Here is a 17,607-nt window from a genome sequence, read left to right on the forward strand (position 1 = left end):
CAAGGTGACGATTCGCAGGCCAATCGACGAGGCGCACTAACCCATCCATTTGCTAAAGCAGATTTCGCATCAACGATGGAATGTTTTGGGGTAAGCATTCCATCGTTGATGCACCGGAGTGACCATTCAATTTTGTAAGCGCTGCTTTGAGCTCACGGGCAATTGTGCGGCTTCCAGTGTGTTACGTCGCCTGACCGCGGAGCTTCCTACCGGGCGTACACGACGTTGGAGATAGATTGACGGAATTTCCATGAAATCGGCAACGGGGCTTAATCGTCATCTCGTGATTTGGATGGCAGCTGTCACCGGCGTCGCACTCGCGGCGATGATTGCCGGCATGGTTCTGTTCTACGCACTCGTTGAATACATAGACCCAGCGTTCTGGCGGAAGGATTGGAACTCAAACTGGCCACAACCGCTCGAATGGGGGGCTTTTATCACTTTTTGGGCACTAGGCATGGTCGGTGCGAGTGCTGCTGCTGCGTATTTTACGCGTCGTATTATCCGACCTCTTGAAGCAGTCGGCTCGGCAGCACAGCGTATCGCGCTTGGTGACCTGACAGCCCGCGCCGCTCCACAAGGCGCGATGTTTGACGAGACGCGCCAACTTGTCGACGATTTTAATGCGATGGCCGACCAATTGAGGCAGGCAGAAGTTGAAATGCGCGCTTGGAATGTGGCAATCGCGCATGAACTAAGAACACCGCTTACAATTCTGAAGGGGCGCCTTCAGGGGATCGTCGATGGCGTCTTTGCGTCGGAAACGATATCATTTGAGGGGCTAGTTGCCCAAGTCGATAGCCTTACACGCATTGTTGAGGACCTAAAAGTTTTCACACTTGCACAAAGTGGTCGGCTCGAGCTTCAGCTCGAACCCGTCGACCTTGCAGAGGAGGTCGCCAAGGTGGCGTCCTTTGTGACCCCAGAGCTCCAAGACGCCGGCATAAACCTCTTGTTCGATTTGGGGGGGAGCGTTCAAGTTATGGCCGATAGTGCGCGGGTAAGGCAGGCAATTCTTGCCATTCTTGAAAATGCCCGAAGATATGCCGCCCCTGGCCTTCTCCGCATCGAAATGCGTGCAACGCGCGAAACAGGGATTCTGCGTTTCTGCGACGATGGCCCCGGTCTACCTCTTGGCGCCGAACGCCTGGTGTTTGAGCCATTTTGGCGCGCGGATGAATCGCGCTCACGCGCAAAAGGCGGCAGCGGCTTGGGGCTTGCCGTTGTGCAGGCCATTGCGCAGGCGCATGGCGGCGTCGCTCTTGCGCGCGCAGCAAATCCCACAGGTGCGATCTTCGAGATACATTTGCCGCGTGCTCAAGTGGCTCGAACCTAGAGGACCTGTGCGCGGATAGGTTTTTGCAGTAATTTTACTCGATTTTTCAATGAGAAAAATCGCTTAGGCGGAGCCAGGAAAAGTTGTTCGCCCAATCAAGGCTAGATTGGCACGATTGCCCAGCTAAGGCCAACGCTTACGGAAGCCCATGCCTACAGGTTTCCCGCAGAAGCTCGGCGCAGAGACGAAAAACGTTCGCCCATCTGTGACATCCCATTGCAAGACGTGGAGCCCCGAACCAACATCTCGCATCGCGGGACCGATACGCTTAACGATTTCCATTACTGACATAGAGGCCGAGATTCCTGAGAAGCTTCTCGCCGGTCGGGCATGCGCCGTAGGCGACACAAACTCAAAATGTGAACCGCATGTCGACGGCTCCGCCGATGCCGTGGTTCCAAGCCCCACAACAAGGCTCAACACCAGGCACCTCCGCATCCTCTTACATTCTGCGCTCAAGTGTTGCTCCTTATCCAGGCTCAGGATTCATTGATCGGTACCAGAAGATGACGGCGGCAGAGGTGGCTGCGTTTGTGTGAACAAACTGGCTGGACTTGGCACGTGGATTCCCGCCTCTATCATATCGCAATCGGGATTGGCTGGGCCGCATGGAAGTAGGCCTAATCTGGCATCTGTCGATCAAGCGAAGATAGCCGCTGCCGATAGGCCTGACGCTTTCAGTGAACGAATTTCAGACGTGTCAGAATTCGTTGGGTCAGTTTTTTGCCAGCGTGCCTGCAAGGAGCAACGTTACGATGGCGGAAGTCGCGAGCGCGAGCAACTCTGTCCCCGGGGGTGCCAGTCCTCGTAGGATGTCGAGGAGAAAAATAGCAATGAGCGAATACGGGAAATAGAAACCGGCGAACACCGAAAGAGCGACGACAATCGCAACGACGATCATCGACAAAACTATCGTCGGCCTGGGCTGCGGCGCATAACTAGCCAGCCCTTAGTCGGTAGCCGACTCCTCGGACCACCGCCAGCATCCCGGCTACATCTGCTTGCTCGAGTTTTTTACGCAAATTGCTGACGTGACTGTCAACAGTTCGATCTAGAGCATCGCCACCTGGAAGGCAGGCGTCGACCAGTTCGCTTCGTGAGAATACTTTGGTCGGCGCACGAGCCATATGGGAGAGTATCCGGAATTCCGTGAGTGTTAGCTGTAGCGTACGTGTCTCGGTTCCAGTTTCTATTTTTGCTAAATAGCTATCGAGATAAATAACAAGCTGATCAACGCGCAGCGTACCGCTTTCCACCGCTTGCCCGGTGCGACGAAGCACTGCTTTTGCGCGCGCTACGACCTCGATCGGATTGAACGGCTTGACGACATAGTCGTCGGCGCCAATGCGCAGGCCTTGCAAACGGTCGATATCGGTATCCAAAGCCGTAATCATTATGACAGGAGTGCCGCCTCTGCGGCGCACTTCAGCCAATACTTCCCAGCCATCGAGACGCGGCATAGTCACATCTAGAAGTATAAGATTGGGTTTTAGTGCCATATGCAGGTCGAGCGCCGCACGACCATCGGCAACACGTACTACGCGAAAACCCTCGCGTGTTAGATAGGCGCCGAGGATTTCAGCGATCTCCGCATCGTCTTCCGCGATCAGCACGAGGGGATTGGTCGGGCTGTTTGTCATCGCCTACCCGATGACATGGTGAACTTGCGACGTCGAGTCGTCAGAGATTGCCTCCATGAATTATCCATCCAATATCCACGCTTCTCCAACATAGTGAACCAATAGATCAAAGCGGTTGGTTCAGATGCAGAGATAGGATCGAGGACACGGACCAATCCTGTTTCCCGGAGGTTGCATTCCCTCATTCGCGCCCAGGATCAATCCAAGGCTCGTATGATGCTGCAGTTTTTCAAAGCATCGCAAACAGATAGATCGCAGTCACGAGCCGTCGAGGTCGTCATGTGCCGATTTGCTTTGTACATGTTTATCAACCTCGTTCTGTTCTTTGTGTGGAACATCTCACCGGACAAGGCTGTTGCGGAGACTGGTAGAGGAGAGGCGTTTCGCTATGTCCTGCGTCTCGCTCGAGGCATCAACCTGGGCAATGCTCTGGATGCGCCGGAGGAAGGTCTCTGGGGAGTTACGTTGGAAGCTGGCTATTTCAAAACCATCAAGGCAGCTGGATTCAACGCCGTCCGTATTCCTGTCCGCTGGTCAGCCCACGCTGACGGCAATCCTCCTTACGCCGTCGATCGCGCCTTTCTCGATCGGGTGGATTGGGCGATCGAACAAGCCCTATCGCAGGGGCTCTTCGTTGTTGTCGATTTTCATCACTACGAGGAGATGAGTACGCGTCCCGGGGAGGAGCAGGCTCGTTTTATAACGTTGTGGGGCGAGGTGGCACGTCATTATCAAACATGGCCTTCGACGCTCAGCTTCGAATTGTTAAACGAGCCTGAAGGTGAGCTGACCGATGCGCGTTGGGCGAAATTGGTTCCGATGTTGCTTCAGACGATACGCCAGAGCAACCCGCGGCGCATGGTGATTGTCGGGCCGGGCCAGCAATATGATCTTAAGGGATTGGATCGGCTCAACCTTCCAGCGAAAGACGATAATCTGATTGTCACGTTTCACTACTACGAGCCGGCGCACTTCACACATCAGGGAGCTGATTGGGTCGAAGGCAGCGCAGCTTGGCTCGGAACGAGATGGGCTGGAAGCGTTCGGGATAGGCGGGCACTGCACGACGATTTTGCCAAGGTGGCGGCGTGGAGCATGCAGCACAATCGGCCAATCTACCTCGGAGAATTCGGCAGTCATCGCGTTGCCGACATGCCGTCACGGCAGCGGTGGACGCGCGCGGTCGCCGAGGAAGCCGAAAGCAATGGCTTTGCCTGGGCCTACTGGGAGTTCTGCTCCGTGTTCGGTGCCTATGACGCGGATCGTGGTCGATGGCGTCAGCCGCTGCTGCGTGCACTGATGGATCGAGACTGAAAATATCGAGCGGCTTAGGGGGCGGATCGCAACTATGTGGGTCGCTGCGCGCGTCATCTCGGAACTCGTTCTCTGGTTCGCGGTCTCTATCGTTGGCGGCAGCGATACGGCCATCGCTCAGCAACCCTATCTATGGGGCCTGACGAGCGACAATTGCATGGAGCGGACCGAACAGCAGATCAAAGCGCTCGCGCATCTGCCCAGGCGTTCGACAGTCCGGACTGTTTTCGATCCGCCCAAGGATGGAGGGCCCAATCCGGATGACTATCTGCCTTGTATCAAAGCGACGGCTTCCGTTGCTGATGTTATGGGCCTTGCCGTCGATTCTCACACTATGGCGAGCTTGAAGCCGAAGGAAGTTGAGATGCGGATGGCAGCCTATATCGCAAAGCTCGGCGCGATTGTTCGCATCTGGGAGATCGGCAACGAAGTCAACGGCGACTGGGTAGGCGAGGACACGCTGCAGAAAATAGAAATCATGTACGATGCAGCCAAAGCTGCCCAGCACCTCACCGCATTGACGCTCTACTACGAGCCTGTGCCTGAGTCGTCCGCGGAGATGATCGGTTGGGTCGACGCAAATATTCCCTTCAACCATCGCATGCGGGCTGGCCTAGACTATGTCTTTGTCAGCTACTACGAAGATGAGAACGGCGGCCATCAGCTTTCACATGCGGAATTCGATCGGGTCTTCGGGGCGTTGGCTAGCCGCTTTCCCAACGCTTTGCTTGGAATCGGCGAATTTGGCTGGGGCAAAGGCGTGCCATCCGACCCGGCGAAGCGCGCAGCGCTGCTCGAACGTTTCTACAGCTATCGAATGCCATCGATGACGCGTTTCATCGGTGGCGGGTTCTATTGGCATTTCCGCCAGACCATGGTCGCAGAGCATGCGCCCGATCGGGATGTCCTGGTCAGACTTATGCTGGCGCGATTAAGATGCCTTGTGACACGCGATGGAACTGCAATTGCTCACCCGACAAATATTTGAGTTCCCTGTCGTGTTTATCGATGCCGTTTACTGCTGAGAGAATGAACTCGTTACCGAAAAACGTCTCAAAGTTGCAGGGATAGCGGTTTTTTCGAAGAAGCAGACATATTTCAATCGTGATCAACGTCCGGTGCGCCGGCCCTGCCGACCCGGGCGCGGAAGACTTTGGGGGTCATGCCGGTGCGATGTTTGAAGAGATCGTAGAAACGGCTGCTTGAGCCGAAGCCACAATCATAGGCGATCTGCAGGACCGGATCGTTGGTATCGGCGAGGCGCTGGATAGCTTGGGCCAGCCGATAGCGTATCAGGTATTCATTGACCGAGACACCCAGCACTTCGCGGAAAGTCCTGTTGGCGGTACTTGGATGAATGCCGGATAGTTTGGCCAATTTTGTCAATGACAGTGAACCGGCATGACGCGCGCCGATCAACTCGGTCAACGCTTCGGCGCGTTGCACCGCCGCGCTGTTGATTGGGGCGACCGTCGGTCGGTGCTCGATATGTGGCGTTTCCAGCGTGTCGAGGACGAGGCGCTTGACCCGCAGCCGCACTTCATCGGCCGCCAATCGACGCCGGGTCGGTTTGCCCTCTTCCCATTCCTGCGCCCATCGCGACATCTGCGCAGTATCTGCCCAAGCAGGCCTCGGATCAGTCAGGAATCTACCCTGCATGATATCCTGTCTAATGCGGCGATCGATTGACAGACCCAAGAAATCGACCAGTGGCAAATAAATGCAAATCAGCGGCGCATTTTTCGAAACATCGATAGTTCTGTGCGGAATTGCCGCCCAGAACAGGACCAACTTTCCAGCCTCGACCTCCTCCTGCCTTCCGTTGAAAAGGTAGTTCATTCTGCCTTTCATGAGGAGGTTGATCTCAACATGGTTGTGCCAGTGCGCAATGGCCATCGTGTCGGCGATATGGCGTTCGATCAAAAATTCCTCTCCGGGAACGCTGAACGCTTTTTCACCTCGAAAGCGCAGGCTCTTCGTCATGATGGGTTTCTCGCTTGCGCGGATTCAGGAATGTGATGGTTCATAGCAGGAGGAAAATCCTGTTTGAAAGGATAGACTAGGAGCCAGTTCCCGAAAAATCCCAACTGGAGCACGTAATGACGAAGATTTGCCTCGTGGGCGCCGGCAGCACGGTCTTTGCCCAGAACATTCTCGGGGATGTACTCTCCAATTCGGGTAATGCCGACTATGTGATCAGCCTCTTCGACATTGATCCCGAGCGATTGAGGACATCGGAGATTGTCGCCCGGCGCATCTGCGAGGCGTTGAAGCTGGAGGCGGTTCGCATCGAGGCTACGCTTGACCGGCGCGCAGCGCTCAAGGGTTCCGATTTCGTTATCCTGATGATGCAGGTGGGGGGCTATCGGCCGGCGACGATCACCGATTTTGAGGTTCCCAGGCGTTACGCGTTGCGACAAACCATCGGTGACACTCTGGGTATCGGCGGCATCTTCCGCGGGTTGCGGACCATCCCTGTGTTAGAGGAAATCTGTCGCGATATGGAAGACCTCTGCCCGGGCGCGCTTCTGATGCAGTACGTCAATCCGATGGCGATCAACTGCTGGGCGATCAAGGAAATCGCACCAGACATCAAAACAGTCGGCCTGTGCCACAGCGTACAACACACGGCAGCCCATCTCTCTGATTGTCTTGGCGAAAACATCGCTGATATCAACTATGTGTCGGCAGGCATCAATCACGTCGCTTTCTTCCTCCAATATGAAAAGCGGCTCGCCGACGGCGCGCGCGTGGACCTTTACCCGCGTCTCAAGGCGCTGGTGCAGGAAGGGCGCGCGCCGCAGAACGACAAGGTGCGTTTCGACGTGTTGAAGCGGCTCGGCCATTTTGTAACGGAATCGAGCGAGCACTTCTCCGAATACACGTCGTGGTATATCAAAAATGGCAGAAGTGATCTGATTGAGACCCTTAACATCCCGCTTGATGAATACATCCGGCGCTGCGAAGTGCAGATCGCCGAATGGCAGGAATTGAAGAAGTCCCTCGAAGGCGGCAATCCGATCGAGGTATGCCGCAGCAACGAATATGCCGCGGGCATCATCCATGCCGTGGTGACGGGGCAACCAGCGCTGATCTACGGCAACGTGCCGAATGGCGGGTTGATCGAAAATCTGCCTCACGCATGCGTCGTTGAGGTGCCTTGCCATGTCGACCGCAACGGGGTGCAACCCGTTCGTATTGGTCGGATTCCATCTCAGCTCGCCGCGACAATGCAACTGAGTGTCTCGGTGCAGGAATTGACCGTCGAGGCGGCGCTGACCAAAAAGCGCGACCGCATCTATCAAGCCGCATTGCTCGACCCTCACACATCGGCGGAATTGTCGCCCGACGAGATCTGGCAGCTCGTCGACGAGATGATCGAGGCGCACGGTAGTCTCCTGCCGAACTACCACTAACTCGCTCTGCTTCATATAATCGAAAATCTCTAACTATTTGAAATAGCGCGCTTCCTTGCTCGGAAGCGCGCTATTTTCTTGTTCAGGGCATTCGCGCGAATAGATCAAAAAAAATCAGAATTATGATTGACACTGATTGAATGTGGTGGAATTCTGATTGAAACAAAGAGAAGTCGTGTAGGGGAGGATGTGCCGGTGAGTCAGGCTGGAGGGATGAAGCCGGAGCGCCTCGATGCTATTCGCAGCCATCTTTACGCGAACGGCTTCTCCACCATTCAGCAGCTGGCAGACTCAATTGGCGCTTCGTTGGCGACGGTTCGCCGGGACTTGCAAATCCTTGAACGAGAAGGGGCAATCGATCGGGTCCATGGCGGGGCCCAGATTGCTGAAGGCTCCTCGGTCGAGCTTGCGTTTCAGGAACGGGCGAAGCGCAACCTTTCCGCCAAGCGCGCCATCGCGACAACTGCTTATGAGTTGCTCTCACCGCGCACCGCGATTTTTCTCGACGCTGGAACGACGGTGTTCCAACTGGCGCGGCTCATTCGCATCAACCCATTGCCGCTACGCATCTTTACCAATGGGCTCACGGTCGCCCAGGAATTCCTCAACATTCCCAATCTGGATGTTGTGCTTTTGGGCGGTCAATTGCGTAGCGAAAACGCTTCGCTCGTTGGCCCCCAAGCTGAAGCAATGTTGGAAACCATCTGGTTCGATCAGCTTTTCCTGGGCGCAAGCGCGATCAGTCCTGATGCTGCGATCTACAGTGTCGACAGCGCGGAAGCGAGCCTCAACAGATGTATGCTTAGCCGATCCGCTCACCGCTTCTTACTGGCCGATGCTTCGAAGTTCGGAACCATGGCGACCTATAAGGTCGCGCCCTTAGCCGAGACCCAGGTCATCACCGATGCGAACCTGACCGCGCAATGGCGCAACCAGCTTGGTGAGCTTGGCGTCAAGGCGACTATTGTGAGCGCCGGGGTAGAGGCGTGAAGCGCGATCTGATCCTCGGCATAGATGGTGGCGGCAGCAAGATCCTTGTCGCTCTCGCCGATAGATCGGGGCGGCTCTTACGCTTATCTCGGGGTGGTGGCGTCAATCCGATGGACAATCCAGGTTGGCGTCAGGAACTCGACGCGCAGCTTGCTCCCTTCGTCGGCGACCCGCGTATCGGTGCCGTCGCAGCCGCACTTCCCGCCTATAGCGAGGTGAAGAGGCTCTCCGAAATGCAGCGCGACGCGATTTCCTGCGCGTTTGGCGATGTGCCACAGCGCATCTTGAATGATGTCGAAGCGGCCCATCTTGGCGCATTCGCGGGAGGCGCTGGCATCCTCCTCCTTTCGGGAACCGGTTCCATGGCTTGGGCACGAGACGCGACTGGCGTCTCGTTTCGCGTTGGCGGGTGGGGTGATGCGATCGGTGACGAGGGCAGTGGATACTGGATCGGACGCGCTGCGCTCAACCTCGTAAGCCAGAGTATCGACGGGCGTGCCAGGCCTACGGCCCTGGCGGACATGATGTTTGAACATTTGCAGATCGATCGGTCCGACCCGATGAACGCGCTCGGCGGCTGGGTGACGGGTCTTGCCAATCCACGATCCGGCATAGCTGCGCTATCGACCCTGGTGGATCGCGCTGCAGGGGACGGTGATGCGGGCGCCCTCGATCTGATCGAACGAGCCGCTGATGAATTGGCGAAGCATTTTGCCGCCATCTCCGCAACAGCTGGTCACAACGGTTCGGCCTTGGGGTGGACCTATGCCGGCGGCACTTTTGCCAGCCGCCGGTTGCTCGATGCGCTGTGTGCTCGCATCGACCGCCCTTTGACTGCTCCCAAGCTTCCTCCCATCGGCGGCGCCCTCTTGGCAGCCGCCCAACTTCTCGGCTGGCTCATCGATGATAGCTGGATCGGGCAACTTGCTGCTGTCGCAAACAGCGCGACGGAACAAACAGGTGAAGCAGGCCTCAATAATAAGGAGAGAAGGGAACATGCGTAAATTGATGCAACCTCTGGCAGTGATGGCTGCTTTGGCTGTAGCTGGACCGGCACACAGCGATGACAAGAAGCCGCTCGCGGGTAAGACCATTACGGTGCTCGTGCCGTCGCCGCAGGCGTCCAATATCGCCGCCGATTTCGAGGCGGAGACCGGCATCCACGTGAACATGCAGACGCTTGCCTGGGACGATATCCGACCCAAGCTGGTTACGGCGCTGATTGCTGGCACGACCCCCGCAGATGTCACCGAGATCGATTGGTCATGGACCGGACAGTTTAGTGCGGCTGGCTGGTACGCACCATTGAACGACGCGATCAACGCCGAGGCGCTAAAGGATATCGGTGTTTCCGGCATCTTCACCGTCGACGGCAAGTTGCTTGGTATTCCCTACAGCAACGATTTCCGTGTGATGCTGGTAAACAAGAAGCATTTCAAGGATGCCGGCATCGCCGAGATGCCGAAAACACTGGACGAACTTGCCGCGGCAGCGAAGAAGATCAAGGAAAAAGGCATCGTCAACTATCCAATTGGCCTACCCTTGTCGCCTACCGAAGGGGCTTCGACGAGCTGGTACCTTTTGACGAAAGCCTTCGGTGGCGATTTGTTCGACGCGAATTTCGAGCCCCTGTTCACCAAGCCGGATTCGGCTGGATACAAAGCTCTGGAGTTCGAACTGAAGCTTCTGAAAGACGGACTTGTCGATCCAGCTTCGACCAATCTGAAAGACAGCCAGATCAATGAAGGCCAGTTCGCACAGGGTCTGACCAGCATCATGATTTCGGGAGAGCCTGGCCGTCTCGGTCAAATGAATGACCCGGCGCAATCCAAGGTCGCTGGCCAAGTCGAGGCGATCCCGGTTGCGACATCAAGCGGGAATACCCGCAGCTTTGGCTTGCCGGAAGCAATCGGCATTCCAAACGTGTCGCAGAACAAGGAAGCCGCGATCGAATTCATCAAATGGTTCACGGCCAAGAAATTCCAGACGCAGAACTATACCGCCAACGGCATATTGCCCACTCGCACGTCCGTTCTTGCCGAGCTGAATGATGCGGGTAAGTTGCGCAGCGGCAGCGCCCTGGTTACGCAGTCAAAGACGGTCGAGGCATTGTTCCCGCAGGGCACGCCGACCTGGTATCCGCAATTCTCGAGCGCGGTGAACACGGCGATCAACAGCGCCGCCAAGGGCCAGATGACCGTCGAGCAGGCTGTGCAGAGCATCGCCGAGGCCACCAAGCAGGCCAAGGCTCAATGACATTGGCAGCCTCGCTTAGTTCGGGAGGCAAAAAACATGGCGTCGGCGGCAACGGCGACGCCATGCTCGGCTTCCTGCTGGTCGCTCCGATCCTGATCACCATGGCGGCATTGGTCTTTGCCCCGATGGGCAGGACGGTGTGGGACAGCTTGCATCGGGTCAATCCGATGCAAGCGGGAACGCCTTTCGTCGGCCTGGAAAACTACGCCCGCATGTTTTCCGACGGCCAGCTTGGATCTGCGTGGATCAATACGTTTCTCTATGTTTTGCTGGCGGTGTTGGCTGAGACGGTTTTCGGTGTTCTCGCCGCTGCGCTCATCAACCAGGTTCGTGTCGGGCGGCAATGGCTTCTCGCTGCCGTTATTCTGCCGTGGGCGCTGCCCGGCGTTGTTAACGCCGTCATCTGGCTCTGGATATTCCAGCCGGGGGCTGGTCTCCTGAACGGAATACTCACCGCATTCGGCTTGCCGTTCGAGAACCACGTTTGGTTCAACGATCGCGCAAGTGCGATCATCGCCGTTACGGTGGTTCACGTCTGGCGGATGATGCCGTTGACGGTCGTAATCGTCTTGGCGGCCATGCAAGGTATTCCAGCACATCTCTACGAGGCCGCTCGTATTGACGGCGCCACGCAAACGCAAATGTTTCTGCGTATTACCCTGCCGTTAGTGCGCAGCGCGATTGCAGTCGCAATGACCAACGCAACGGTCAACGCCTTCAATCTGTTCGACGAAGCTTGGGTTCTGGCGGGCTCCAGTTTGGAGACGCGGCCCGTTTTGGTCCAGATCTACCTCGAAACTTTCCAAAACCTTCGCTTCTCATACGGCATGGCGCTTTCGCTCGTGATCACGCTCGTCTCGCTGCTGATCTCGCTCGTCTATGTGCTGCGCGTCTATCGTAACACTCGGTTCGACTGATGAAACAGACATTTGGCAACCGCATTGTTGTTTGGGTGGGCGTAGCGACCCTACTGGTTTGGTCCCTCGGTCCGATCTACTGGACGCTGGTGAGCGCCGTCACACCTACCGAGGATTTTTCGGCACGGCCGATCCACTTCTTCCCGCAGCACTTCACACTGGATCATTTTTCGCGCCTGCTCGGCATCAATATCGCGCGCATCGGCGGTGTTGAGGTATGGGCGCAGTTTCGCGCGGCGTTGGTCAACAGCATCGTCACTTCTGTCGCCGCCACCCTGCTTTGTGTCGCGATTTCGGCGCTCGGCGCTTATGCATTCACACGACTGGAATTTCCCGGACGTCGCATGCTCTTCGCGGCCGTCGTGGCTACTCTTGCAATTCCCGCCTATGCGGTACTGATCCCGCTCTATCAGATCATGATCCGCCTGCATCTTGTGGACACATATCTCGGGGTTGCGTTGATTTATGTGTCGGCTTATCTGCCGCTTTCGCTGTGGCTCCTCCGCAGCGTTTTCGAAGCGCTGCCGATCGCCCTGGAAGAAGCTGCGCAGATTGATGGAGCAGGTAAGCTCTACATCTTTTTTAGGATCGTGTTGCCGCTGGCGGGGCCTGGTCTGACGGCGGCAGCCATCCTTACTTTCCTTGGCGCATGGGGGCAGTACCTCGTCCCTCTGATCTTTTCCCCTGAAGCGACAAAACCGCTGACGGTGCTGATCCCGGAATTCGTCACCAAGAATTTCATCGACTACGGGTTGATCACGGCGAGCGGGTCCATCGCCATCGTCATCCCCGCACTCGTTGTCATTTTCCTAAATCGCTACCTCGTCAGTGGCTTGCTGGCTGGTTCGGTCAAATGAAATCGGAGATATTTATGAGCATTACAGAACGAGTGATATTCGAGCAGTTTCCTTACTGGGAAAAGGCGATCGGCTCGATATCTGCCCCGCACGCGGCTGAGCTGACCGTCTTTCTGGGCTGCGGCACCTCCTACAACCTCGCGCTGTCGCTTGCTGCTCAAGCAAATATTTTCGGCCGCCCGGCTATCGCGGTTCCGGGTGGGGAATGGCTCAACAAGCCGGCTGCATTCTGGCCGCGCTGGGAGCGCACGCACGTGATTGCACTCTCCAGAAGCGGCGAAACCACGGAGACGGTGGCGGCAATCAAGGCGAGCCGCACGGCAGGCGCGTTTGTAACGGCTGTGACGGTGGAACAAGACAGTTCCTTGGCGAAGAATTGCGACCGATTGGTCAAGGCCGCAACTCATCCCAGCGAAGGCATCGTCATGACCGTATCGGCAAGCCTCATGCTGTTGCTTTGCCTGGAAATGATCGGGCAGGAAATGCCCCGCGAATTGGTCGGCTCAGCGCAACGTCTGGCTGAAGATGTCGATGCGGTTCTGCCTCGCCTGACCGCCGATCGCTCACATTTCGTTTTTCTAGGCGGTGGTCCCCTTTACGGGCTGGCCCTGGAAGGCGCGTTGAAACTGATGGAGATGAGCCAGACATTCACACAGGCCTTTCACCCGCTGGAGTATCGTCATGGACCAATCAGCCTGGTCGATCGCAGCACGGCCGCCATCATGCTTTACAGCGCAGATCAGAAGCCCGCGGAAGCGAAACTTGTCGCGGAGTTGCAAGAAAAGGGGGCCGTGGTGATAGGCCTTGGCGGTCCGGGCGATGTCGAATTCAATATCGACTGCGCGCCGGCGCTTGCGGGGCTCTGTATGTTGCCTGCCTTGCAGATACTGGGTGAGCGCGTCGCGCAAGCCCGGAAGATCGACACAGTCGCGCCGCGCCATCTGACCAAGGTCGTGAAGCTGGCATGAGCATTTTCATCCAGCGAAACAGGGAAAGTGCGCTGGCCCGACTGAACGACGACCGGATTACGTCGCTGCCACGGGGGATTGCGTCGGTATGCTCGGCGCATCCTTTGGTCATTGAAGCGGTGCTGAGGAATGGCCTTGCCGAAAACACGCCAATTCTCATCGAGGCGACCTGTAATCAGGTCAACCATGAGGGCGGCTACACGGGAATGACGCCAGCCAGTTTTCGCGAATTCGTCGAGAAGATCGCAGGCAGCGTTGGCTTTGCAGTGGGCAATATCATCTTCGGGGGCGATCATCTCGGCCCCAACCCTTGGAAGGCACTGCCAGCCGAGAAAGCGTTGGAGAAGGCAGAAGCCATGGTTGCCGCCTATGTGGCCGCTGGGTTCGAGAAAATCCACCTCGACACATCGATGGGCTGCGCTGGTGAACCTACGGCTCTGCCTGATGATGTGACCGCAACACGCGCTGCCCGGCTGGCTGCGGTCGCGGAAGAGGCCGCGGCGCGTGCTGGTGTCAGACGACCACTCTACATCGTGGGAACGGAAGTACCACCTCCTGGTGGCGCGACCCACGATCTCTCTTCCATTGAGGTGACCCGGCCGCAGGCGGCGCTGCAGACGCTGTCCGTTCACAAAGCTGCCTTCGTCAAGGCTGGCATAGATACTGCCGTTGAGCGCATGATTGGCATTGTTGTTCAGCCTGGAGTCGAGTTCGATAATGCGGGTGTCGCCGTTTATCGCCCTGAGCATGCGCGCCAGCTCAGCGCCGCGCTACAATCCATGCCGGGTTTGGTCTTCGAAGCTCACTCGACTGATTACCAACCAACTGAGGCGCTTTCGGCCTTAGTAGATGACGGTTTCGCTATCCTCAAAGTGGGGCCGGGGCTCACCTTCGCGTTGCGCGAAGCGCTCTATGGCCTCGACATAATTGCGGACGTGCTCAGCGATACCGCGCCAAAAGGCTCTCTGGCGACAACGATGGAAGCCGTCATGCTGGAAAATCCCGGCCACTGGGCGTCTCACTATCCGGGCGACAGAAAAGAACAGCGCTTGCTGCGGCATTTTAGTTACAGCGATCGTATCCGATACTATTGGCCGGATGCACGCGCGCGAGTAGCAGTCGAGCAATTGTTTGCACGCTTCGATCGAGACATCCCTGAAACGCTTGTAAGCCAGTATCTCAGTCGTCTCCATTCTCGCGTGGTCACGGGAAAGGTGATGCCGCGTCCTCGCGAACTTTGCCTGGCCGCAATTCAGGAAGCGCTGGCGCCCTATAGAGCGGCGACCTGTTCTGGACGGCACAGTCGATGATCGTCATGTACGGAATCCAAACCAAAACGTGTGGCTCGATCAACGATAAGCCCGACCGGAGAATGGCATGGCATCGGTAAGCATTGTGAATGTTCGCAAGAACTACGGAGAGCTCGAGGTTCTGCATGGCGTCGATATCGACATCAAGGATGGCGAATTCGTCATCCTCGTCGGTCCTTCCGGCTGCGGGAAATCGACCCTGTTGCGCATGATTGCCGGACTGGAGGGGATAAGTAGCGGCGACATTGCCATTGGCGGACGCATCGTCAATGACGTCGCTCCAAAGAACCGTGATATCGCCATGGTATTCCAGTCTTATGCGCTTTATCCCCACATGACTGTGGAAGCAAATATGGGCTTCTCGCTCCAGCTCGCCAAGGCGCCGAAGGAGCAGATTGATCGGCGCGTGCGGGACGCCGCGCAGATACTGGGGCTCGAAAAGCTGCTGGACCGTCATCCTCGCCATCTTTCCGGTGGCCAACGTCAGCGCGTGGCCATGGGGCGCGCCATCGTGCGGCAACCACAGGTCTTCCTGTTCGACGAGCCCTTGTCCAACCTTGACGCGAAGCTGCGTGTGCAGATGCGATCGGAGATCAAGCAACTTCATCAGCGGCTGAAGACGACTACCGTCTACGTCACCCATGATCAGATCGAGGCCATGACCATGGCCGACCGCATCGTGGTCATGCATGACGGTGTTGTGGAACAGATTGGCTCTCCGCTGGAACTCTATGATTGCCCGGTGAACCTCTTTGTTGCTGGCTTCATCGGCTCTCCTGGCATGAACCTTATTCGGGGTCGGATTGGCACGTCGGAACAACTGGAATTCATTGGCAATGGTGGAGCGCGTCTATCGTTACCGTCTGGTCTGAAGGTGTCGCGTGGCGCCGAGGTAGTGCTGGGAATTCGCCCGGAACATCTGAAACTTGCCGAGCACGGGACACAGGCCGAAGTCATGGTCGTCGAACCAACCGGGTCTGAAACACAGCTATTCGCTCGCATGGGAAGTGACGACGTCGTGTGTACGCTGCGCGAGCGGATCGACGTTGCGCCCGGTGACTTGCTTGCGCTCCTGCCAGATCCCGACAAGTTGCATCTGTTCGATGCTGAAACGGGTTTGAGATTAACTCTATAACATCGCTCGAAACGGTTCCTGTCATGTGGAAGCGAGCAAAATAGGGATCACTGACGACCGACTGATCGGAAATTCGAAGATATTCGCGAGTAGATCGGATCGACGAAATGAAAATAGATGTTCTTGGCATCGAGCAGGCTTACTCGGCAACAAGGCAAGCGCAAGCCGAACTTAGACCTAGCGTGGTGATGGGCTTATCTGCTCTGCTATTTGGATTGACGCGCGCTCTTTCAGCACGTGTGTGTGGAGCTGGCATCATATACTCTTTCCTGGCCGCATTCCTCACGAGTCTAATCACTAGCGGGATGCCTCTGGGCGGCTCTTCAAATGTGGCAATCAGCTATGTCAAACCGTTTGTCGTACAGGCCGAACCACATCATCCGCCCGCTCAGAAAATTATGAAAGCTCCAGGGAGGTTCGCATGGACTACCTCGTCAATCTTTCGCAGGTTCATCCCGACCCTGCGCTGGCGACCCGCATGGAGAAAGCAGGCATAACGATCCGACGTGCGCTGGCTCCGGAATTGGAATTGGTGACCGATTGGGTGCGGCGGGAATTCCAGACGCGCTGGTCGAGTGAAACGGCGATTGCGATGTCTCGCCAGCCGCCATCCTGTTTCCTGGCAACCGCCGATGAAAGACTCATTGGCTTTGCGTGCTACGACACCACTGCGCGTGGCTTCTTTGGCCCAACTGGAGTGGACGAGGCAGAGCGTGGCAAGGGCATCGGACACGCGTTGCTGCTTGTGACACTGCTTGATTTGAAGACTGCGGGGTATGGCTACGCCATTATCGGTGATGTTGGACCAGCGGCATTCTATGAACGCACGGTTGGCGCAACCCCCATCCTCAATTCCGACCTTGGCGTCTATCGCGGAATGCTTCGATGAGCTGATCGAAACCAGGCTGTAAGGATCAAGGTCCTGAGAGACAAAAATGCGAGCTGTCTTCGAGATTTTCTTGGAGCAGCTGCCGGAAGCGGTCTCAAATCATCTGACGACGGACAGAGGAATAGATGTTTTCCATTATTTTCGCCGGTTTGGTTTGCTCGAATTTTTGCGCGCCGTGACGTCATGATACGGCGCAGACCTTTCGACCCGATCGTGGGTCGAGGGGAGGTAGTTTTTATCGCGAAAGCGCGTAGCGAGCGTGGGTCGCGCTCGGTGAATTGACGACGGATTTGACTGTGAGTTCGAGGCACTTGCCGGTGACGTCCTCAAACATCCGCGTTCCTCCGCCTAGCAGGATGGGGCGATGTGAAGAGACAACTCATCTACACGGCCAGCACGTATGAATTGCTGCCCAACATTGGCGCCGCCCATGATGCAGACATCTTTTCCAACCGCAACTGCCTTAGCCGCTTCGATGGATCGGAGTGCTCTGGCGTAGAATAGCGTTCACAAAGCGGAGTTTACGCCGTCAAATGGCCACAGAGGTGATCGTTGTTCTTGCCTGAACGCAGCTCTGGT

17 protein-coding genes are annotated in these 17,607 nt (G+C 56.7%); 13 read left to right on the top strand and 4 right to left on the bottom strand.

Annotated elements, in window-relative coordinates:
- Positions 1-250 precede the first annotated feature (250 nt).
- Complete coding sequence (locus tag QFZ88_RS18585) at positions 251-1,336, top strand: ATP-binding protein (protein WP_065997467.1); 1,086 nt, start codon at positions 251-253, stop codon at positions 1,334-1,336.
- A 715-nt stretch (positions 1,337-2,051) separates the two neighbouring features.
- Here the strand turns inward: QFZ88_RS18585 and QFZ88_RS18590 are convergent.
- Both QFZ88_RS18590 and QFZ88_RS18595 read right to left on the bottom strand, forming a co-directional pair.
- On the bottom strand, positions 2,052-2,237 hold the full coding sequence (locus QFZ88_RS18590) for a hypothetical protein (protein WP_065997466.1): 186 nt from the start codon (positions 2,235-2,237) through the stop codon (positions 2,052-2,054).
- Positions 2,238-2,274: 37 nt separating this feature from the next.
- Positions 2,275-2,976 carry a response regulator gene (locus QFZ88_RS18595; protein WP_065997465.1) on the bottom strand — a complete coding sequence of 234 codons (702 nt, stop codon included), beginning with the start codon at positions 2,974-2,976 and terminating at the stop codon, positions 2,275-2,277.
- A gap of 213 nt (positions 2,977-3,189) precedes the next feature.
- On the opposite strand from QFZ88_RS18595, the gene QFZ88_RS18600 reads away from it, so the two are divergent.
- Together QFZ88_RS18600 and QFZ88_RS18605 are read left to right on the top strand one after the other, a co-directional pair.
- Entirely contained in the window at positions 3,190-4,290 is a 1,101-nt protein-coding gene (locus QFZ88_RS18600) for a glycoside hydrolase family 5 protein (RefSeq protein WP_137902116.1), read from the top strand.
- Positions 4,291-4,324: 34 nt separating this feature from the next.
- Positions 4,325-5,278: a hypothetical protein gene (locus QFZ88_RS18605; protein WP_065997464.1), complete on the top strand. Its 954-nt coding sequence runs from the start codon at positions 4,325-4,327 to the stop codon at positions 5,276-5,278.
- A gap of 110 nt (positions 5,279-5,388) precedes the next feature.
- On the opposite strand, the gene QFZ88_RS18610 is transcribed toward QFZ88_RS18605, so the two are convergent.
- On the bottom strand, positions 5,389-6,273 hold the full coding sequence (locus QFZ88_RS18610) for a helix-turn-helix domain-containing protein (protein ID WP_065997463.1): 885 nt from the start codon (positions 6,271-6,273) through the stop codon (positions 5,389-5,391).
- 116 nt (positions 6,274-6,389) lie between these two features.
- Here QFZ88_RS18610 and QFZ88_RS18615 point away from each other — a divergent pair, with 116 nt between their 5' ends.
- From QFZ88_RS18615 to QFZ88_RS18660, 10 genes are all read left to right on the top strand, one after another.
- On the top strand, positions 6,390-7,706 hold the full coding sequence (locus QFZ88_RS18615; RefSeq protein WP_065997462.1) for an alpha-glucosidase/alpha-galactosidase: 1,317 nt from the start codon (positions 6,390-6,392) through the stop codon (positions 7,704-7,706).
- Between the two features lie 195 nt (positions 7,707-7,901).
- Positions 7,902-8,696, top strand: coding sequence for a DeoR/GlpR family DNA-binding transcription regulator (locus tag QFZ88_RS18620; protein WP_065997458.1), 795 nt, complete (start codon positions 7,902-7,904; stop codon positions 8,694-8,696).
- Entirely contained in the window at positions 8,693-9,700 is a 1,008-nt protein-coding gene (locus QFZ88_RS18625) for an N-acetylglucosamine kinase (RefSeq protein ID WP_065997457.1), read from the top strand. Before QFZ88_RS18620 ends, QFZ88_RS18625 begins: the two co-directional genes overlap by 4 nt.
- Positions 9,693-10,952, top strand: coding sequence for an ABC transporter substrate-binding protein (locus QFZ88_RS18630; protein ID WP_065997456.1), 1,260 nt, complete (start codon positions 9,693-9,695; stop codon positions 10,950-10,952). Before QFZ88_RS18625 ends, QFZ88_RS18630 begins: the two co-directional genes overlap by 8 nt.
- A complete protein-coding gene (locus tag QFZ88_RS18635; RefSeq protein WP_065997454.1) occupies positions 10,949-11,869 on the top strand; it encodes a carbohydrate ABC transporter permease in 921 nt (306 codons plus the stop codon). The genes QFZ88_RS18630 and QFZ88_RS18635 overlap by 4 nt, the downstream gene beginning before the upstream one ends.
- Positions 11,869-12,726 (top strand): carbohydrate ABC transporter permease, encoded by an 858-nt coding sequence (locus tag QFZ88_RS18640; protein ID WP_065997453.1) that lies wholly within the window; start codon positions 11,869-11,871, stop codon positions 12,724-12,726. Before QFZ88_RS18635 ends, QFZ88_RS18640 begins: the two co-directional genes overlap by 1 nt.
- A gap of 14 nt (positions 12,727-12,740) precedes the next feature.
- Complete coding sequence (locus tag QFZ88_RS18645; protein WP_065997452.1) at positions 12,741-13,694, top strand: SIS domain-containing protein; 954 nt, start codon at positions 12,741-12,743, stop codon at positions 13,692-13,694.
- On the top strand, positions 13,691-15,004 hold the full coding sequence (locus QFZ88_RS18650; protein ID WP_065997450.1) for a D-tagatose-bisphosphate aldolase, class II, non-catalytic subunit: 1,314 nt from the start codon (positions 13,691-13,693) through the stop codon (positions 15,002-15,004). The genes QFZ88_RS18645 and QFZ88_RS18650 overlap by 4 nt, the downstream gene beginning before the upstream one ends.
- A gap of 67 nt (positions 15,005-15,071) precedes the next feature.
- Positions 15,072-16,139: an ABC transporter ATP-binding protein gene (locus QFZ88_RS18655; protein WP_065997448.1), complete on the top strand. Its 1,068-nt coding sequence runs from the start codon at positions 15,072-15,074 to the stop codon at positions 16,137-16,139.
- Between the two features lie 421 nt (positions 16,140-16,560).
- Positions 16,561-17,028: a GNAT family N-acetyltransferase gene (locus QFZ88_RS18660; protein WP_065997447.1), complete on the top strand. Its 468-nt coding sequence runs from the start codon at positions 16,561-16,563 to the stop codon at positions 17,026-17,028.
- A 348-nt stretch (positions 17,029-17,376) separates the two neighbouring features.
- Here the strand turns inward: QFZ88_RS18660 and QFZ88_RS29570 are convergent, their stop codons facing one another.
- On the bottom strand, positions 17,377-17,505 hold the full coding sequence (locus tag QFZ88_RS29570) for a dihydrofolate reductase family protein (protein WP_353844570.1): 129 nt from the start codon (positions 17,503-17,505) through the stop codon (positions 17,377-17,379).
- Positions 17,506-17,607: the final 102 nt, after the last annotated feature.

Origin of the sequence: Mesorhizobium sp. YL-MeA3-2017, assembly GCF_030814575.1 — a bacterium.
GTDB classification, from domain to species: domain Bacteria; phylum Pseudomonadota; class Alphaproteobacteria; order Rhizobiales; family Rhizobiaceae; genus Mesorhizobium; species Mesorhizobium terrae.